The sequence below is a fragment of the Escherichia sp. KTE172 genome (assembly GCF_000408845.1).
Lineage (GTDB): Bacteria > Pseudomonadota > Gammaproteobacteria > Enterobacterales > Enterobacteriaceae > Escherichia > Escherichia coli.
This window is the reverse complement of sequence record NZ_KE137316.1, coordinates 1,602,085-1,619,880: the sequence shown is the minus strand read 5'-3', so window position 1 is coordinate 1,619,880 and position 17,796 is coordinate 1,602,085. Positions and strand designations below refer to the sequence as shown.

The 17,796-nt window shown below is 51.4% G+C and carries 8 protein-coding genes and 1 pseudogene; all 9 read left to right on the top strand.

The window, feature by feature from the left end; genetic code table 11:
- The first annotated feature begins 4 nt into the window (after window positions 1–4).
- Window positions 5–1,123, top strand: coding sequence for a flavodoxin-dependent (E)-4-hydroxy-3-methylbut-2-enyl-diphosphate synthase (ispG, locus tag G434_RS15965; protein ID WP_000551818.1), 1,119 nt, complete (start codon window positions 5–7; stop codon window positions 1,121–1,123).
- Between the two features lie 110 nt (window positions 1,124–1,233).
- On the top strand, window positions 1,234–2,508 hold the full coding sequence (hisS, locus tag G434_RS15970; RefSeq protein WP_001107178.1) for a histidine--tRNA ligase: 1,275 nt from the start codon (window positions 1,234–1,236) through the stop codon (window positions 2,506–2,508).
- 17 nt (window positions 2,509–2,525) lie between these two features.
- Entirely contained in the window at window positions 2,526–3,146 is a 621-nt protein-coding gene (gene yfgM / locus G434_RS15975; RefSeq protein ID WP_000409205.1) for an ancillary SecYEG translocon subunit YfgM, read from the top strand.
- A 10-nt stretch (window positions 3,147–3,156) separates the two neighbouring features.
- Complete coding sequence (gene bamB, locus G434_RS15980; RefSeq protein WP_001177048.1) at window positions 3,157–4,335, top strand: outer membrane protein assembly factor BamB; 1,179 nt, start codon at window positions 3,157–3,159, stop codon at window positions 4,333–4,335.
- Between the two features lie 117 nt (window positions 4,336–4,452).
- Entirely contained in the window at window positions 4,453–5,925 is a 1,473-nt protein-coding gene (der, locus tag G434_RS15985; RefSeq protein WP_001309661.1) for a ribosome biogenesis GTPase Der, read from the top strand.
- 62 nt (window positions 5,926–5,987) lie between these two features.
- Window positions 5,988–6,203, top strand: coding sequence for a zinc ribbon domain-containing protein (locus tag G434_RS15990; protein ID WP_001196896.1), 216 nt, complete (start codon window positions 5,988–5,990; stop codon window positions 6,201–6,203).
- A gap of 209 nt (window positions 6,204–6,412) precedes the next feature.
- A complete protein-coding gene (sinH, locus tag G434_RS15995; protein ID WP_001309660.1) occupies window positions 6,413–8,590 on the top strand; it encodes an intimin-like inverse autotransporter SinH in 2,178 nt (725 codons plus the stop codon).
- A 54-nt stretch (window positions 8,591–8,644) separates the two neighbouring features.
- Window positions 8,645–9,622: a SinI family autotransporter-associated protein gene (locus tag G434_RS16000; RefSeq protein ID WP_000806621.1), complete on the top strand. Its 978-nt coding sequence runs from the start codon at window positions 8,645–8,647 to the stop codon at window positions 9,620–9,622.
- Window positions 9,623–9,742: 120 nt separating this feature from the next.
- Window positions 9,743–17,785: pseudogene (locus G434_RS0125125) on the top strand (adhesion domain-containing protein).
- Window positions 17,786–17,796 lie beyond the last annotated feature (11 nt).

Below are 17,796 nucleotides of genomic sequence, written 5' to 3'. Positions count from 1 at the left end.
TTTCATGCATAACCAGGCTCCAATTCAACGTAGAAAATCAACACGTATTTACGTTGGGAATGTGCCGATTGGCGATGGTGCTCCCATCGCCGTACAGTCCATGACCAATACGCGTACGACAGACGTCGAAGCAACGGTCAATCAAATCAAGGCGCTGGAACGCGTTGGCGCTGATATCGTCCGTGTCTCCGTACCGACGATGGACGCGGCAGAAGCGTTCAAACTCATCAAACAGCGGGTTAACGTGCCGCTGGTGGCTGACATCCACTTCGACTATCGCATTGCGCTGAAAGTAGCGGAATACGGCGTCGATTGTCTGCGTATTAACCCTGGCAATATCGGTAATGAAGAGCGTATTCGCATGGTGGTTGACTGTGCGCGCGATAAAAACATTCCGATCCGTATTGGCGTTAACGCCGGATCGCTGGAAAAAGATCTGCAAGAAAAGTATGGCGAACCGACGCCGCAGGCGTTGCTGGAATCCGCCATGCGTCATGTTGATCATCTCGATCGCCTGAACTTCGATCAGTTCAAAGTCAGCGTGAAAGCGTCAGACGTCTTCCTCGCTGTTGAGTCTTATCGTTTGCTGGCAAAACAGATCGATCAGCCGCTGCATCTGGGTATCACAGAAGCCGGTGGTGCGCGCAGCGGGGCGGTTAAATCCGCCATTGGTTTAGGTCTGCTGCTGTCTGAAGGCATTGGCGACACGCTGCGCGTATCGCTGGCGGCCGATCCGGTTGAAGAGATCAAAGTCGGTTTCGATATTTTGAAATCGCTACGTATCCGTTCGCGCGGGATCAACTTCATTGCCTGCCCGACCTGTTCGCGTCAGGAGTTTGATGTTATCGGTACGGTTAACGCGTTGGAGCAACGCCTGGAAGATATCATCACTCCAATGGACGTTTCGATTATCGGCTGCGTGGTGAATGGCCCAGGTGAGGCGCTGGTTTCTACACTCGGCGTCACCGGCGGTAACAAGAAAAGCGGCCTCTATGAAGATGGCGTACGCAAAGACCGTCTGGACAACAACGATATGATCGACCAGCTGGAAGCGCGCATTCGTGCGAAAGCCAGTCAGCTGGACGAAGCGCGTCGAATTGACGTTCAGCAGGTTGAAAAATAATAACGTGATGGGAAGCGCCTCGCTTCCCGTGTATGATTGAACCCGCATGGCTCCCGAAACATTGAGGGAAGCGTTGAGGGTTCATTTTTATATTCAGAAAGAGAATAAACGTGGCAAAAAACATTCAAGCCATTCGCGGCATGAACGATTACCTGCCTGGCGAAACGGCCATCTGGCAGCGCATTGAAGGCACACTGAAAAACGTGCTCGGCAGCTACGGTTACAGTGAAATCCGCTTGCCGATTGTAGAGCAGACCCCGCTATTCAAACGTGCGATTGGTGAAGTCACCGACGTGGTTGAAAAAGAGATGTACACCTTTGAGGATCGCAATGGCGACAGCCTGACTCTGCGCCCTGAAGGGACGGCGGGCTGTGTACGCGCCGGCATCGAGCATGGTCTTCTGTACAATCAGGAACAGCGTCTGTGGTATATCGGGCCGATGTTCCGTCACGAGCGTCCGCAGAAAGGGCGTTATCGTCAGTTCCATCAGTTGGGCTGCGAAGTTTTCGGTCTGCAAGGTCCGGATATCGACGCTGAATTGATTATGCTCACCGCCCGCTGGTGGCGCGCGCTGGGTATCTCCGAGCACGTAACTCTTGAGCTGAACTCTATCGGTTCGCTGGAAGCACGCGCCAATTACCGCGATGCGCTGGTGGCATTCCTTGAGCAGCATAAAGAAAAGCTGGACGAAGACTGCAAACGCCGCATGTACACTAACCCGCTGCGCGTGCTGGATTCAAAAAATCCGGAAGTGCAGGCGCTTCTCAACGATGCTCCGGTATTAGGCGATTATCTGGACGAGGAATCTCGTGAGCATTTTGCCGGTCTGTGCAAACTGCTTGAGAGCGCGGGGATCGCTTATACCGTAAACCAGCGTCTGGTGCGTGGTCTGGATTACTATAACCGTACCGTTTTCGAGTGGGTGACTAACAGCCTCGGCTCCCAGGGCACCGTGTGTGCAGGCGGTCGTTATGACGGTCTGGTGGAACAACTGGGCGGTCGTGCAACACCGGCTGTCGGTTTTGCGATGGGCCTCGAACGTCTTGTATTGTTAGTACAGGCCGTTAATCCGGAATTTAAAGCCGATCCTGTTGTCGATATATACCTGGTGGCTTCAGGTGCTGATACACAATCTGCGGCTATGGCATTAGCTGAGCGTCTGCGTGATGAATTACCGGGCGTGAAATTGATGACCAACCACGGCGGCGGCAACTTTAAGAAACAGTTTGCCCGTGCTGATAAATGGGGTGCCCGCGTTGCTGTGGTGCTGGGTGAGTCTGAAGTGGCTAACGGCACAGCAGTAGTGAAGGATTTGCGCTCTGGTGAGCAAACGGCAGTTGCGCAGGATAGCGTAGCCGCGCATTTGCGCACGTTACTGGGTTAAGGAAGGAGAAGGACAGCGTGGAAATTTACGAGAACGAAAACGACCAGGTAGAAGCGGTTAAACGCTTTTTTGCTGAAAATGGCAAAGCACTGGCTGTTGGGGTGATTTTGGGCGTTGGCGCGCTAATTGGCTGGCGCTACTGGAACAGCCATCAGGTTGATTCTGCACGCTCCGCTTCTCTTGCCTATCAAAATGCGGTTACCGCAGTGAGCGAAGGCAAACCGGATAGCATCCCGGCGGCGGAAAAATTTGCTGCTGAAAATAAAAATACTTATGGTGCGCTGGCTTCTTTGGAACTTGCGCAGCAATTTGTTGACAAAAATGAACTAGAGAAAGCTGCCGCCCAGTTACAACAGGGGCTGGCAGACACGAGCGATGAAAATCTCAAAGCCGTGATAAATCTGCGTCTTGCTCGCGTTCAGGTACAGCTCAAGCAGGCTGATGCCGCGCTGAAAACCCTTGATACCATCAAAGGTGAAGGGTGGGCTGCCATTGTTGCCGACCTGCGTGGTGAAGCATTGCTGAGCAAAGGTGATAAGCAAGGTGCGCGTAGTGCATGGGAAGCAGGCGTGAAAAGCGATGTTACTCCGGCACTGAGCGAAATGATGCAGATGAAAATTAATAATTTGTCCATCTGAGAGGGACCCGATGCAATTGCGTAAATTACTGCTGCCAGGACTGCTTTCCGTTACCCTTTTAAGCGGCTGTTCGCTGTTTAACAGCGAAGAAGATGTGGTAAAGATGTCCCCATTGCCAACCGTTGAAAACCAGTTTACGCCGACCACGGCGTGGAGCACTTCCGTTGGTAGCGGCATTGGCAACTTCTATTCCAATCTTCATCCGGCACTGGCGGACAACGTTGTCTATGCAGCGGACCGCGCTGGTTTAGTAAAAGCGCTGAATGCGGATGATGGCAAAGAAATCTGGTCTGTCAGCCTGGCCGAGAAAGATGGCTGGTTCTCTAAAGAGCCTGCATTACTTTCTGGCGGTGTGACCGTGTCTGGTGGGCATGTCTACATTGGCAGCGAAAAGGCGCAGGTTTACGCGCTGAATACCAGCGATGGTACTGTGGCATGGCAAACTAAAGTCGCGGGTGAAGCACTTTCGCGTCCGGTGGTCAGCGACGGTCTGGTGTTAATCCACACCAGTAACGGTCAGTTACAAGCGCTGAACGAAGCTGACGGCGCTGTCAAATGGACAGTTAACCTCGATATGCCTTCGCTCTCTTTGCGTGGCGAGTCTGCGCCGGCAACGGCTTTTGGTGCGGCCGTCGTGGGTGGTGATAATGGTCGCGTCAGCGCAGTGCTGATGGAACAGGGCCAGATGATTTGGCAGCAGCGAATTTCCCAGGCGACCGGTTCTACCGAAATTGACCGTCTGAGCGATGTTGACACGACTCCCGTCGTTGTTAACGGCGTTGTTTTCGCGCTGGCCTATAATGGTAACCTGACGGCGCTTGATCTGCGCAGTGGTCAGATTATGTGGAAACGCGAACTGGGTTCGGTGAATGATTTCATCGTCGACGGCAATCGCATCTATCTGGTCGATCAAAATGACCGGGTGATGGCGTTGACCATTGATGGCGGCGTTACGCTGTGGACACAAAGCGATCTGCTGCATCGCCTGCTGACTTCTCCGGTGCTGTATAATGGCAACCTGGTGGTAGGTGACAGCGAAGGTTATCTGCACTGGATTAACGTCGAAGATGGTCGTTTCGTTGCCCAGCAAAAAGTTGATAGTTCCGGTTTCCAGACTGAACCGGTTGCCGCTGACGGCAAACTGCTGATCCAGGCAAAAGACGGAACCGTGTACTCTATTACACGTTAATCGTCTCTGTCGTTCACTTTGAAAACGGCTCCTGGACAGGGGCCGTTTTCCTGTTTTTAACAACGACACGAATATAGCGTGCGTTGTCTGATGATTTATAAAAATGAGGCTTTAAACATGGTACCTGTGGTCGCGCTTGTCGGGCGCCCTAACGTAGGAAAATCCACGTTATTTAACCGTCTAACTCGCACCCGAGATGCGCTGGTTGCGGATTTCCCGGGTCTGACTCGTGACCGTAAGTACGGTCGTGCAGAAATTGAAGGCCGTGAGTTTATCTGCATTGATACCGGCGGGATTGATGGCACAGAAGACGGTGTAGAAACCCGCATGGCGGAACAGTCGCTGCTGGCGATTGAAGAAGCGGACGTCGTACTGTTTATGGTGGATGCGCGCGCGGGCCTGATGCCGGCGGATGAAGCGATTGCTAAACATCTGCGCTCCCGTGAAAAACCGACCTTCCTGGTGGCAAACAAAACTGACGGTCTGGATCCCGATCAGGCAGTGGTTGATTTCTACTCGCTTGGTTTAGGGGAAATCTACCCGATCGCCGCGTCTCACGGTCGTGGCGTATTAAGTCTGCTGGAGCACGTGCTGCTGCCGTGGATGGAAGATCTCGCACCGCAAGAAGAAGTCGACGAAGACGCTGAATACTGGGCGCAATTTGAAGCAGAAGAAAACGGCGAAGAAGAAGAGGAAGATGACTTCGACCCGCAAAGTCTGCCGATCAAACTGGCGATTGTGGGTCGTCCGAACGTAGGTAAGTCTACACTCACTAACCGTATTCTTGGTGAAGAGCGCGTTGTTGTTTACGACATGCCTGGCACGACGCGTGACAGTATCTACATTCCAATGGAACGCGACGGACGTGAGTATGTGCTCATTGACACCGCTGGCGTACGTAAACGCGGCAAAATCACCGATGCTGTAGAGAAATTCTCGGTAATCAAAACGTTGCAGGCCATTGAAGATGCCAACGTGGTGATGTTGGTGATTGACGCCCGCGAAGGTATTTCCGATCAGGATCTCTCGCTGCTGGGCTTTATTCTCAATAGTGGGCGCTCACTTGTCATTGTGGTGAATAAGTGGGATGGCCTGAGCCAGGAAGTGAAAGAGCAGGTGAAAGAAACGCTGGACTTCCGTCTGGGCTTTATCGATTTTGCTCGTGTGCACTTTATCTCTGCCTTGCACGGCAGTGGTGTTGGTAACTTGTTTGAATCAGTGCGTGAAGCGTATGACAGCTCCACCCGTCGTGTGGGGACCTCTATGCTGACGCGCATCATGACGATGGCTGTTGAAGATCACCAACCGCCGCTGGTACGCGGTCGTCGTGTGAAGCTGAAATATGCCCACGCCGGTGGTTATAACCCGCCGATTGTGGTGATTCACGGTAACCAGGTGAAAGACCTGCCTGATTCCTACAAGCGTTATTTGATGAACTACTTCCGCAAATCGCTGGACGTAATGGGATCGCCGATTCGTATTCAGTTCAAAGAAGGGGAAAACCCGTATGCGAACAAGCGTAACACCCTGACGCCAACCCAGATGCGTAAACGTAAGCGCCTGATGAAGCATATCAAGAAAAGTAAGTAATCACTTATCTGGTTTCCCTTTCCACACGGAGAGGGAAACCGAATAACACGCGAGGAGTATTTATGGCACTCAACTGTCCAACCTGCAAAACCCCTCTCGAACGCAATGGCGAGACTGCCCACTGTGCAACTTGCGACAAAGACTTTACCGTCCAGGCACTTTGCCCTGAGTGTCATCAGCCGTTACAAGTGTTAAAAGCTTGTGGTGCTGTGGATTATTTCTGCCAACATGGGCACGGTTTAATATCTAAAAAACGCGTTGAATTTGTTATTGCTTAATATCATGTGAATATATTGTTTTATCATTTATATTTAATATGTGAATGGTAAAACAATCTGTTATTAGTGGAATAACTAATGTAATTGAGTGAAATCACTAATTTAAATAATTAAGAATATATTTATTCTTTATGATATGCCTTTCTGAATAATCAGGGATACAATATTAAAGCTTATTTTTGACTGTATCATTGTCACAGGGAAAGTGCATGCTGCGATGGAAACGCTGTATTATTCTAACATTTATCTCTGGTGCTGCTTTCGCGGCACCAGAGATAAATGTTAAGCAAAACGAATCGTTACCTGATTTAGGTAGCCAGACAGCACAGCAGGATGAACAAACCAACAAGGGTAAATCGCTGAAAGAGCGCGGAGCCGATTACGTCATCAACTCCGCCACGCAAGGGTTTGAAAACTTGACCCCTGAGGCGCTGGAATCTCAGGCCAGAAGCTATCTGCAAAGTCAAATCACCTCAACCGCACAATCTTATATTGAAGACACACTTTCTCCCTACGGTAAGGTCCGTTCGAACCTCTCCATTGGCAAGGACGGCGATCTGGATGGCAGCTCCATCGATTATTTTGTTCCCTGGTACGATAATCAAACCACTGTTTATTTCAGTCAATTTTCTGCGCAGCGAAAAGAAGATCGTACAATCGGGAATATTGGTCTTGGGGTAAGATATAATTTTGATGAATGGTTATTGGGCGGAAATATATTTTATGATTATGATTTTACCCGAGGACATCGCCGTTTAGGTTTAGGCGGCGAAGCGTGGACTGATTATTTAAAATTCTCTGGCAACTATTATCATCCGCTTTCTGACTGGAAAGACTCTGAAGATTTCGACTTTTATGAAGAACGCCCTGCGCGCGGCTGGGATATTCGTGCCGAAGCCTGGTTACCTTCTTATCCGCAACTGGGGGGCAAAGTTGTCTTCGAGCAATATTACGGCGATGAAGTCGCCCTTTTTGGTACGGATAATTTGGAGAAAGATCCCTACGCGGTAACACTTGGACTGAATTATCAACCGGTGCCATTACTAACCGTTGGGGCGGACTATAAAGCGGGGACCGGAGATAACAGCGATGTCAGCATTAATGCCACTCTTAATTATCAGTTCGGCGTTCCGCTAAAAGATCAATTGGATAGCGATAAAGTGAAAGCGGCTCACTCGTTGATGGGCAGTCGTCATGATTTTGTTGAGCGTAATAACTTTATTGTTCTGGAATACAAAGAAAAAGATCCGCTTGATGTCACCCTGTGGTTAAAAGCGGATGCCACCAACGAGCACCCTGAGTGCGTCATTAAGGACACTCCCGAAGCGGCCGTCGGGCTGGAAAAATGTAAATGGACCATTAACGCGCTTATCAACCACCACTACAAAATTGTCGCTGCGTCATGGCAGGCGAAAAACAATGCTGCCCGCACGTTGGTTATGCCGGTTATCAAAGAGAATACCCTGACAGAGGGGAACAATAACCACTGGAACCTGGTGCTGCCCGCCTGGCAGTACAGCTCTGACAAAGCCGAACAAGAAAAACTCAATACCTGGCGAGTACGTCTGGCACTGGAAGATGAAAAGGGCAACCGACAGAACTCTGGCGTGGTGGAAATCACCGTTCAGCAGGACCGTAAAATAGAGTTGATTGTTAATAACATCGCGAACGTGCCGGAAGAGAACAACCACAGCCACGAAGCCAGCGCTCAGGCAGATGGCGTTGATGGTGTGGTGATGGATCTCGATGTAACCGACAGCTTTGGCGATAACACCGACCGCAATGGCGATGCGCTGCCGGAAGATAACCTCACGCCGCAGCTTTACGACGCGCAGGACAAACGAGTGACGTTAACCAACAAGCCTTGCTCGACCGACAACCCCTGCGTTTTTATCGCTAAACAAGATAAAGAAAAGGGCACTGTCACCCTCTCCAGTACCTTACCCGGCACCTATCGCTGGAAAGCAAAAGCTGCGCCCTACGACGACAGTAACTATGTGGATGTCACTTTCCTCGGGGCAGAAATTGGTGGGCTAAATGCATTTATCTATCGTGTGGGGGCAGCTAAACCCAGCAACCTGATAGGTAAAGATAAAGAACCGCTGCCGCTCAACAACACTTATCGATTTGTTTTGTGGCGTGACAGCAATAAAGACGGTGTCTTCCAGCAGGTCGAAAAACTGACTGACGAAGAGATGGCGCAGTACGACTACAAGTGGGAATTTACCGGCAAGAGCATCAATGGTGAAGTGGGTGCACAGGCGAACACTTCCAATGAGGACATTGTGATTCCGGCCACTAACCGCGAAGCAGCGCAAACCTATGGCGCACAAGCGGGAGATGGCTTGCAGGGATACGGTTTACGCGTGCTGTATACCAAAAAATAAGATTGGCGTAAGGCCAGTCGGCCAGTCGCTGAAGGTTCATTAAGGAGAGCATCAATGAAGCAGGATAAAAGACGCGGTCTGACCCGGATCGCATTGGCGCTGGCACTGGCAGGTTATTGTGTGGCACCTGTGGCGCTGGCGGAAGAAAGCGCCTGGGTCGACAGCGGCGAAACCAATATTTTCCAGGGAACCATTCCGTGGCTCTATTCGGAAGGGGGAAGCGCTACGACAGATGCCGACCATGTAACGTTGACTTCTGATCTAAAAGGCGCTCGCCCGACAGGCAGTGAAACGGACAAGCGTCTTTACTCGGGTGATAAATTAACCGTAAGTTGGGAAATTGGTGATACCGAAGGCGACGTGGATCTTGGGGGATTGGGCGATAACGCAAAGACTATCGATACTATCCGCTGGATGAGCTACAAGGACGCTCAGGGGGGCGATCCGAAAGAGCTGGCAACGAAGGTGACCAGTTACACTCTTACCGATGACGACCGTGGTCGTTATATCGGTATTGAAATTACGCCGACCACGCAGACCGGTACGCCAAACGTCGGGACTGCGCTGCATCTTTATGACATTTCCACTGCCAGCGGCGGCGGAAGCGACAGCGATAACGTTGCGCCAGGGCCGGTGGTTAACCAGAACCTGAAAGTCGCCATCTTTGTTGATGGTACCAGTATCAACCTTATCAACGGCAGCACGCCAATCGAACTTGGCAAAACCTACGTGGCCAAACTGTACTCGGATGAGAACAAAAACGGCAAGTTTGATGCGGGTACCGATGCTGACGTTACCGCCAATTATGACTTCCGTTGGGTACTTTCTGGCAGCAGCCAACAGCTCGGCACCTCGGGTGGTATCGTTAACTCAAGCTTCGATAATAACAATCTGGTCATCCCTGCGACCAACGAAGACGCCAGAACCAACCTTAACGGCCCTGCGCGCGATGGTAAAGAAGCTCTTACCATCCCGACCAACGGCGACGGGGTACAGGGGTACAAACTTCACATTATTTACAAACACAAATAACGCGTACTCAGCAGCATTCCCGCAAGGGAATGCTGTTTCCGCATATTTTGCTTAATCCCGGATTAAGCAAAATATGTTGATGCGACAAGCGTCCGTTTAACAACCGGTGGAGTTTCTGTCATGTCCCTGACCCTGAATAAAATCCTTGTGTTATGCGCATTGCTGATAAGCGCAATGCTGCCTGGGTGGTCATGGGCAGAATCTGCATGGCAAGACTCTTCAGATACGGTCGGCGAATTTAACGGTACCGTGCCCACCGCCGACAGTGCCAGCATACCCGTCTACCAGGGCAGTGTCTTTCTGGATCCTGCAAAGACGCATGAGGTAGCGTTTACCGCTAAACCGAGTGAATTCAGCGCGGATATTAGCGTCTCTAAATTGCTCGTCACCAATCCGCAAGACAGAGAAGGCGATATCATTTCCACCCCACGTTGGGAAAACCAAACGCCACCGACAGTATCTTTAGTTTGGGCGGATGCCGCGACGCCGGACACCTTACTGGACCCACAGCCAGTCGCAGATCGCTCGTTTTGCGCTCAGGGACTTGCCGGGCGTTCGCTGGTCGCCTGGGCGCAGCCTGATCCCCAACAGACCATGCCGCTGTTATATTTACTCACCTCGACGGGCTATCCCTATGAAAGTGTTCTGACGCTCGCCGATCAGAAAGTGACGCTGAAGATTGCGCCCGCGCAGGGTGACCTTATTTCCGTCAGCGCCGCGGGCTATGACGAATCCTCCGGTGCGGCGAAAACGACGGTTGGCGGCAGTATCACGTTAACGGTCACCACCAAAGATTGCGTCGGTAATGTTGTGGGGAATATTCCTTTTGTTATCAAACGCAAAGATGCTGAAAACCGCCAGGGTGTGGTGAACAATACTGCGCCGGTAAAACTGGGCACGACCGAATTAACCACCACCGCGACGGAATATCGTGGTACTACCGATGCGAATGGTGTTGCCACGGTTACGGTCACCCAGGCCAACGGCCCTGGTGTAAAAACGCCGTTGGTCGCGAGCCTCGCGGGTATTGCTCAGGCCAGTGAAACGGCAGTGATCTTTACTGTCCTCACCAGCCCGGATGTCCCGCAGGCTACAATGTGGGGTCATATGCCCGATACGCTGAAGGCCCGTGATTACACTTTTAGTCGACCAAAACTGGCGGCGGAAGTCGATAATGAAGACGGTACGGTTAACGATCACAATGAAACCTGGTCCACCTTTACCTGGAGCGGCGCGGATAAACATTGCGACATTTTGCCCGGAATGCGTCATTTCGGTGCGCTGGCGACGGTGGTGCCAACGTCAGTGCAGGATGTGGCTGGTTGGCCGATGCAGGGTAATTTCTACTGGTCATCACTGGCGGGGATGAGCGGCCAGCACCATGCGGCGGATGTTTCGAACCGCAGCGAAGCGCAAAAACCGGACGATACGACGTTTATTGTGAGCTGTGTCGATAAAGAAGCGCCCGATGTTGAACCGAAGCTGGTACTGACGCCGGGCAGTTATGATTCGACGATAAAAGCGATGAAAGTAAAGGTGGGGGAAGAGGCTTCTTTACGCCTGACGATTACCGATAGCAAGAACAACGATCAGCCGCTGGCTTACTACTACTTTTCGCTGCATCTGGATGACGGTGTTAACCGTAAGAATCAAACTGACGCTGCGTGGGAGACGCACCCGGTACAAATTGATGGTGGCAGTAACGTTCGCAAAGTTGACGCCCATACCTATGAAGGGATCACTGATGCTAACGGAGAGGCCTCTCTGACGCTGACCCAGCCAGGCGGCGTGGGGGTGAAAACACACATCACCGCGAAAATGCGCAGTGATTTTACCGCCTCGGATGAGAAAGACGTTATTTTTACGGTGATCACCAGCCCTGATTCCGACAAAGCGCGGATGTGGGGACATATGTTAGGCATTATTGAAGCGAATAATATCTTTAAACGCCCACGGCTGGCGGATGAAACCGCCAACGAACTGGGAGCAGTGCGGGAAAATAACGAAGACTGGGCGCTGTTTGATCAGAATAGCAGTATGCAGGCTGAGTGTGGTTTAGGTCATATTCCGAGCCAAAGCTCATTGCACAGTTTGTTTGCCGCACATCCAGCCAATGTCATCGGCACCGAATATGGCTGGCCAACGTTGCAAAAAGCGTATCTTAGTGCGGTGGAAGAGACGTCGCACGCGTCGGTGAACCTGGCCACGGGCAACATCGACACCTATTCCGGCTTTAAGCAAAACTACCTTTCTTGTTCGGGCAATGAGATGGTCGCCCAGATTGCTGCGACCACCGATCATGATGTTTCCACAAGCAGCAGAGCGCAGGCGAAAGTGGGTGAAACGATTACCATGACGGTACGCACCTTTAATGCCTTGAATAATGCGCCCGTGCCGTATACCGCGTTCACCATCACGAAAGATATGGGGAAAAATCGTCAGGGGCAGACCACGGGTTTCGATGATCCAACCCGCGGCGCAATCGAGATGAATGGCACGCTCTACGGAACATCGCAACCGTCTTTAGTCTATGCAGGTACTACGGATGCGCAGGGTTTTGCTACTGTGGAAATTAAGCAACCGCAAGGTGTGGGCTTAGCGACGCCGCTGAATATTGCGCCTGTAAACTCCTATATTCCCAATACTGTTAATTACAATGTGATTTTCACTACGCTCACCAGTCCGGATGCGGTTGGCGCGCAGATGTGGGGGCATATGGATGAGACGATTACCGTCGATGCATTAACCTTTGCCCGACCCCGACTGGCTGCGGAAGTGTCCAGCCCGGACGGCACATTAACGGAAAATAACGAAGTATGGTCGCGCGTTAGCTAGGCCAACACTTCCAGCACCAGTAAAGGTGGCTGTGGTGCCAATATGCTCCCACGCCGTTCCCAGCTTAACGCGCTCTATGATGCTAACAGTGGTAACGCCGTTCAAACGGTACACGGTTGGCCAACGCAGCGTCAGCCCTACTGGAGCAGTTCGCCCGCGGATCAGGTGCCGCATTACTACACCATAGCCCTCAACGATGGCGCGCGGACCGTTGGTGGTAGCACGGCGGTTTATGTCAGTTGCCTGACGACGGCTAACAATCCTGCCAGCAGCATTACGCTGGAAGTGGTGGACCCGGCGCAGTGGAACGCGGCAGCAAATGCGGCGAAGCTGAAAAAAGGCGAAACGCTACAGGTGAAGGTGACGGTAAAAGATGCTCAGGGCAATCCATTGGGTGATATGCCTTTTACCCTGAAGCGTGGCGATGGTTATACCCGCTCAAATGAAAAACACATTGCCGGTAGCGGTGATGCGCTGGTTGCGCCGGTTGTGATCAATAGTGGCCTGGCGGATGAAGCTTCGCTCAATGATACCGCCGCAGCATACAGCGCGATGACCGGCAGCGATGGCACTAAAATTCTCACTATTACCCGCCCGGATACCCATGGCACAAAAACGTCGCTGACCGCCGCGCTCTATTCAGACACAACGAAAAAAGCGACCCTCGATACCATTTTTACCGTTGTCACCAGCCCGGACAGCAATAAAGCGAAAATGTGGGGGCATATGCCGGAAACGGTGACGGCTGCGGATGGAACGGTCTTTAAACGCCCATTATTGTTGAAAGAGTTATCCAGTACGTCGGGTCGAACAGCGATTGCAGAAGATAATGAGGACTGGGCGCAATTTACCCAAACTCAGGCGACAAGCACATCCTCTAATGGTTGTGGTAGTGAATATGTTCCCTCTCAGGCCGGGCTGGAGTCATTGTATGAAGCCAACCGCGGCAATGCGATGAAAACGGTTCAGGGCTGGCCCGTCGCCTCAAGTTACCTTACCAGCACGACAGGCAGCAGTAGTCTGGAACAGCGTGACTTAAAGGCCGTCAATCTCAGTTCAGGCACCAGTTCGATAATTCCATCGGCCACAAAAGAACTGCTTACCTGCCAGACGACGCCGATCGTCAAGGCTAGCCAAATCGTTCTTGAGGCTGCGGACCCCACAAAATTTGACAGTACGAATAATGTTGTCAAAGCGAAAAAAGGGGAAGAAGTCGTGGTTCGCGTGACCACTAAAGATTCGCAGGGTAACCCGGTGGGAAATACCGCGTTTACGCTTAAACGTAACCTTAGCGTCAATCGGGCAAATGCGTCTACAACGGTGACAGCAGGCGCGCTCATCGTGACGGATGCCTGGGGTAACACGCAGAGTAATTTTTCCTCAACAACAGCACTGATTTATGGCGTTACCGGCGCAGATGGTACGACAACACTTGCACTGAAACAGGACAATACCACGGGTTTAAAAACCGAACTGACCGCCATGCTGGATACAGATAATAACGTAAAATCAATGCTTCCGGTGGTCTTTACGGTGATAACCAGCCCCGATACCCCTAAAGCAAAATTCTGGGGGCATATGGCCGAAACGATGACCGGTGCAGGCGGGCTTATTTATAAAAGACCGTTATTGCAAGATGAGCTTTCCGTTACAACCAGTCGAAGCTCTTTTCAGGAAGATGGAGAGAGCTGGTCACTGTTCTCGCCGGACCAGTCGAACAACACATCTGTAAATGGTTGCGGTGCAGGATATGTCCCGATTGAAAGTGAGCTGGAGTCACTGTATGCCGATGAAGGTTACGTGCCAATACATGACGTTACGGGATGGCCTGTATCACGCGCCTATATCTCCAGTACGGTTGTTGCCTATTACACTCAAACATTTAATTTTAAAGCGGTTTCGTTAAAAACGGGTGATGGAACGGAGGTCATGTCAAGCAGTCTAGGACTGCTAAGTTGTCGGGCTACCCCAGTGGCGGTGACCAGCCACATTATTGTTGAAGCGAACGATGCGACACAATTTGTCAAAGTTGACGAAACCCTCAGCGCACTAAAACGGAAAAAAGGTGACGACGCGGTGATTCGCGTGGTGACAAAAGATGCGCAGGGAAATGTCGTACCAAATGTTCCGTTTATTCTCAAACGTGAAGGATCGACAAATCGCCAGAATGTACAGTTGTCGAACAGAACTATCACTGTAATCAACGCTGCGGGAACGTCGGCAAGAGTGGATACTCCATCAATCTCCCTTTATGCGGTGACAGGTGCAGACGGGACAGCCACGTTTACGGTAAAGCAGGATGATTCTATAGGCCTGGTAACCAATGTGTACGCTCAGGCCTATCAGTCGAGCCTGGAATCCAACAAATTACCCGTGATGTTTACCGTGATAACCAGCCCGGATACCCCCCTGGCAAGTTACTGGGGGCATATGGCGGAAACGTTCACTACGCGTTCTGGTACTGCCTTCAAACGCCCCTTACTCTCTGCTGAAAGATCGTCGGGCCAGTCGTTTATAGAAGACAATGAAGAGTGGGCCGTGTTGAGATCGGCAACAAAGGGGGATATCGATAAAAGCGGGTGCGATGTACATTATCAACCACTGTTAAGCGAACTACAGGCATTGTACGACGAACACCCAAGTCGTGCGATAAAGACCGATCTGGGTATTCCGGTAAATAGCTACTGGTGGGCTTACGACATGGTGGCATATGCGGGTAACTGGTACGATCAATATATTTATCTGTTAAATGGATCAAGTGGAAGAGCGTCTTCAACCACCTCGGCATTAATGCTGTGCCTGGTAAACCCTCATCCAGAGGCGGCTTCTATTGAAATGACCTCAACGGCGGAGGATGCAACGAAAACGGCCAGCAATGATGGCAGGCCCAGCGCAACAGCGAAGAAGGGAGAGGTTATCCCGATGACTGTTACGGTGCGAGATAGCGCAGGCAATCCACTGCCAGGTGCCAGCTTTAACCTTAAACGAGGAACTGCGCTGAACCGCGCTAAAGCTGCGTACGATGCCTCTGCAGATGATCTTACCATCATACCTGTGGAACCTACTGGGGTAACGTCAATCTTGTATGGGGATGGGACGCAGGCTCTTCTGAAGACAGGGAGCGATGGTAAAGCTACGTTTGAGGTCAGCCAGAATAGCAGTTATGGGCTGTCAACGCCGCTCAGCGCAGAACTCATGCGCGATACCTCGAAAAGCGTCACGCTGGATGTCATTTTCACGGTGATAACCAGCCCGGATTCGCCAAAAGCGAAATACTGGGGCCATATGCCGGAAACGTTTACCAGTTCGGCAGGCGTGACCTTCAAGCGCCCATTACTGGCAGCGGAAGCGACTACGGGGAGCTCGGTAAACGGTAATAATGAGACATGGTCATATATATATAGTACTCAAAAAGCGACGGCAGATTGTTCGCTGGAATATCAACCGCGCCTCAGCGAATTGCAGGGGTTATATGACGATCACCCAAACGGGGCGTTAACGAAAGATCTGGGGTTGCCGATAGCGTCAGGAAACTGGTGGATTTATGAATTACTTAACTCCAATGGTAGCTCCTGGTATTACCAGGTCTTTAACCTAAGCACGGGACGAGCATCATCTGCACTCTCTCCGGTTGCTCTAATGCTCTGCCTGGCACAGCCTCACTCTAAGCCGTCAAGCGTTACCCTGACTTCAGTAGCATTTGATGAGACGAAAACCGCCAGTAACGGCGGCACACCTTCGGCATCGGCGAAAAAGGGCGAGACAATCCCGTTAGTCGTGACAGTAAAAGACCAAAATGGCAACCTGCTGAGTGGCGAGAGCGTGACGCTTCAGCGGGCGCAGGCGAAAAGTCGTTCAGGAATTAGGCCCTCATCGTCGGCAGATGATCTTATTGTAGATGTCGTCACACCGACAGCAACCCGTATTTCCTTTGCTCAGGATACGGCAAAATGGCTTGGTTTTACCGGCAGTGATGGCACAGTGACGTTCAATGTTACGCAAAACGCCACCACCGGCCTGGCAACGCCGTTTACGGTCTCGCTTGCACAAGATCCGCAGATCACGTCAAACCTGGACCTGATATTTACCGTGGTCACCAGCCCTGACGCCCAGGATGCCGACTACTGGGGTCATATGCCAGAAACGGTGACAGCGGCAAATGGAACCGTCTTTGAACGACCGAAATTGTGGAAGGAGCTGCCATCGACCTCCGGGGTAAATAAAACCAATAACAATAATGAGGACTGGCCCTATTTTTCGTCAACCACTAAAGCAAATGCCAGCCTCAGCCCTTGTGAGGAAGCCCGGCAACCGTTGCTCAGCGATATGAAGTCACTGTATCAACGTTATCCCAATAACACCCTTACGACGGAAACTGGCTGGTCAGTTTATTATTACTGGTGGGCGCAGGATCAGTCGACAGATGGTAAAAATCAGTCGCTCAATATGAAAGATGGCACAACGACATTGAATGGTAATGCCGCTTATCAGGCGTGTCTGGTGTCTGCGCGCGCAACGGTTTCCAGCGTCACACTGACCTCAACAGCGTTTGACGCAGCTATTCAGGCGGCGAAAGTGAAAAAAGGCGAAGCCATGCCCGTTACCGTGACGGTGAAAGACAGCGCCGGGAATACGGTACCGAATGTGGAATTTACTTTGAAACGTGGCGATGCATCGCCGCGTAACGCTGGGGCGACGTTGTATGGTGATGTGGTGGCGATGGACGATCTCATCGTTCAGCCGTTATCTGGTTCGGCTGTTACGCTGAGTGAAAGCGGTAATACCATTAGTGGCATGACAGGCGCGGATGGGACGGCAAGTTTTACGCTCCGCCAGGATAATACCCCTGGTTATAAAACGCCACTGACGGTTACTCTGGCTAATTACGCTTCCGCGACAGACACGCTGGACGCTATTTTTACGGTACCAACCAGCCCGAATGTTTCCTCGGCGCACTTTTGGGGACATATGGCAGACACTGTAGTGGTGAATGGTAAATCGCTACATCGACCGTTGTTAACGACAGAATTGCCGTCCGGGGCTAATCCCGTATCCTCACCGATTATTAACTACGAAAACTGGGCTTCTGCACATATCATTGATGCCAGTAAATGGGATATTGCAAGGCAGTGTGGCAGCATAGAAAATGCACCGACATACAATGAATTAGAGTTGTTGCACACTGTTTTTAATTCACTGGGATGGCCGTCTTCACCAAGTTTTCCTTATTTGTCCTCTCAACAGTGTGGGATGGACGAAGGCACTGGAGCACAGGATTGTAGTATCACGCTAATGAATAAACCGGGTCTGGTGACCTGCTTCCAGTAACCAGCATGGCG

Coding starts and splice junctions, on each gene's coding strand:
- bamB (WP_001177048.1), top strand. CDS start 3,157: ATGCAATTGCGTAAATTACTGCTGCCAGGACTGCTTTCCGTTACCCTT.
- sinH (WP_001309660.1), top strand. CDS start 6,413: ATGCTGCGATGGAAACGCTGTATTATTCTAACATTTATCTCTGGTGCT.
- der (WP_001309661.1), top strand. CDS start 4,453: ATGGTACCTGTGGTCGCGCTTGTCGGGCGCCCTAACGTAGGAAAATCC.
- G434_RS16000 (WP_000806621.1), top strand. CDS start 8,645: ATGAAGCAGGATAAAAGACGCGGTCTGACCCGGATCGCATTGGCGCTG.
- G434_RS15990 (WP_001196896.1), top strand. CDS start 5,988: ATGGCACTCAACTGTCCAACCTGCAAAACCCCTCTCGAACGCAATGGC.
- ispG (WP_000551818.1), top strand. CDS start 5: ATGCATAACCAGGCTCCAATTCAACGTAGAAAATCAACACGTATTTAC.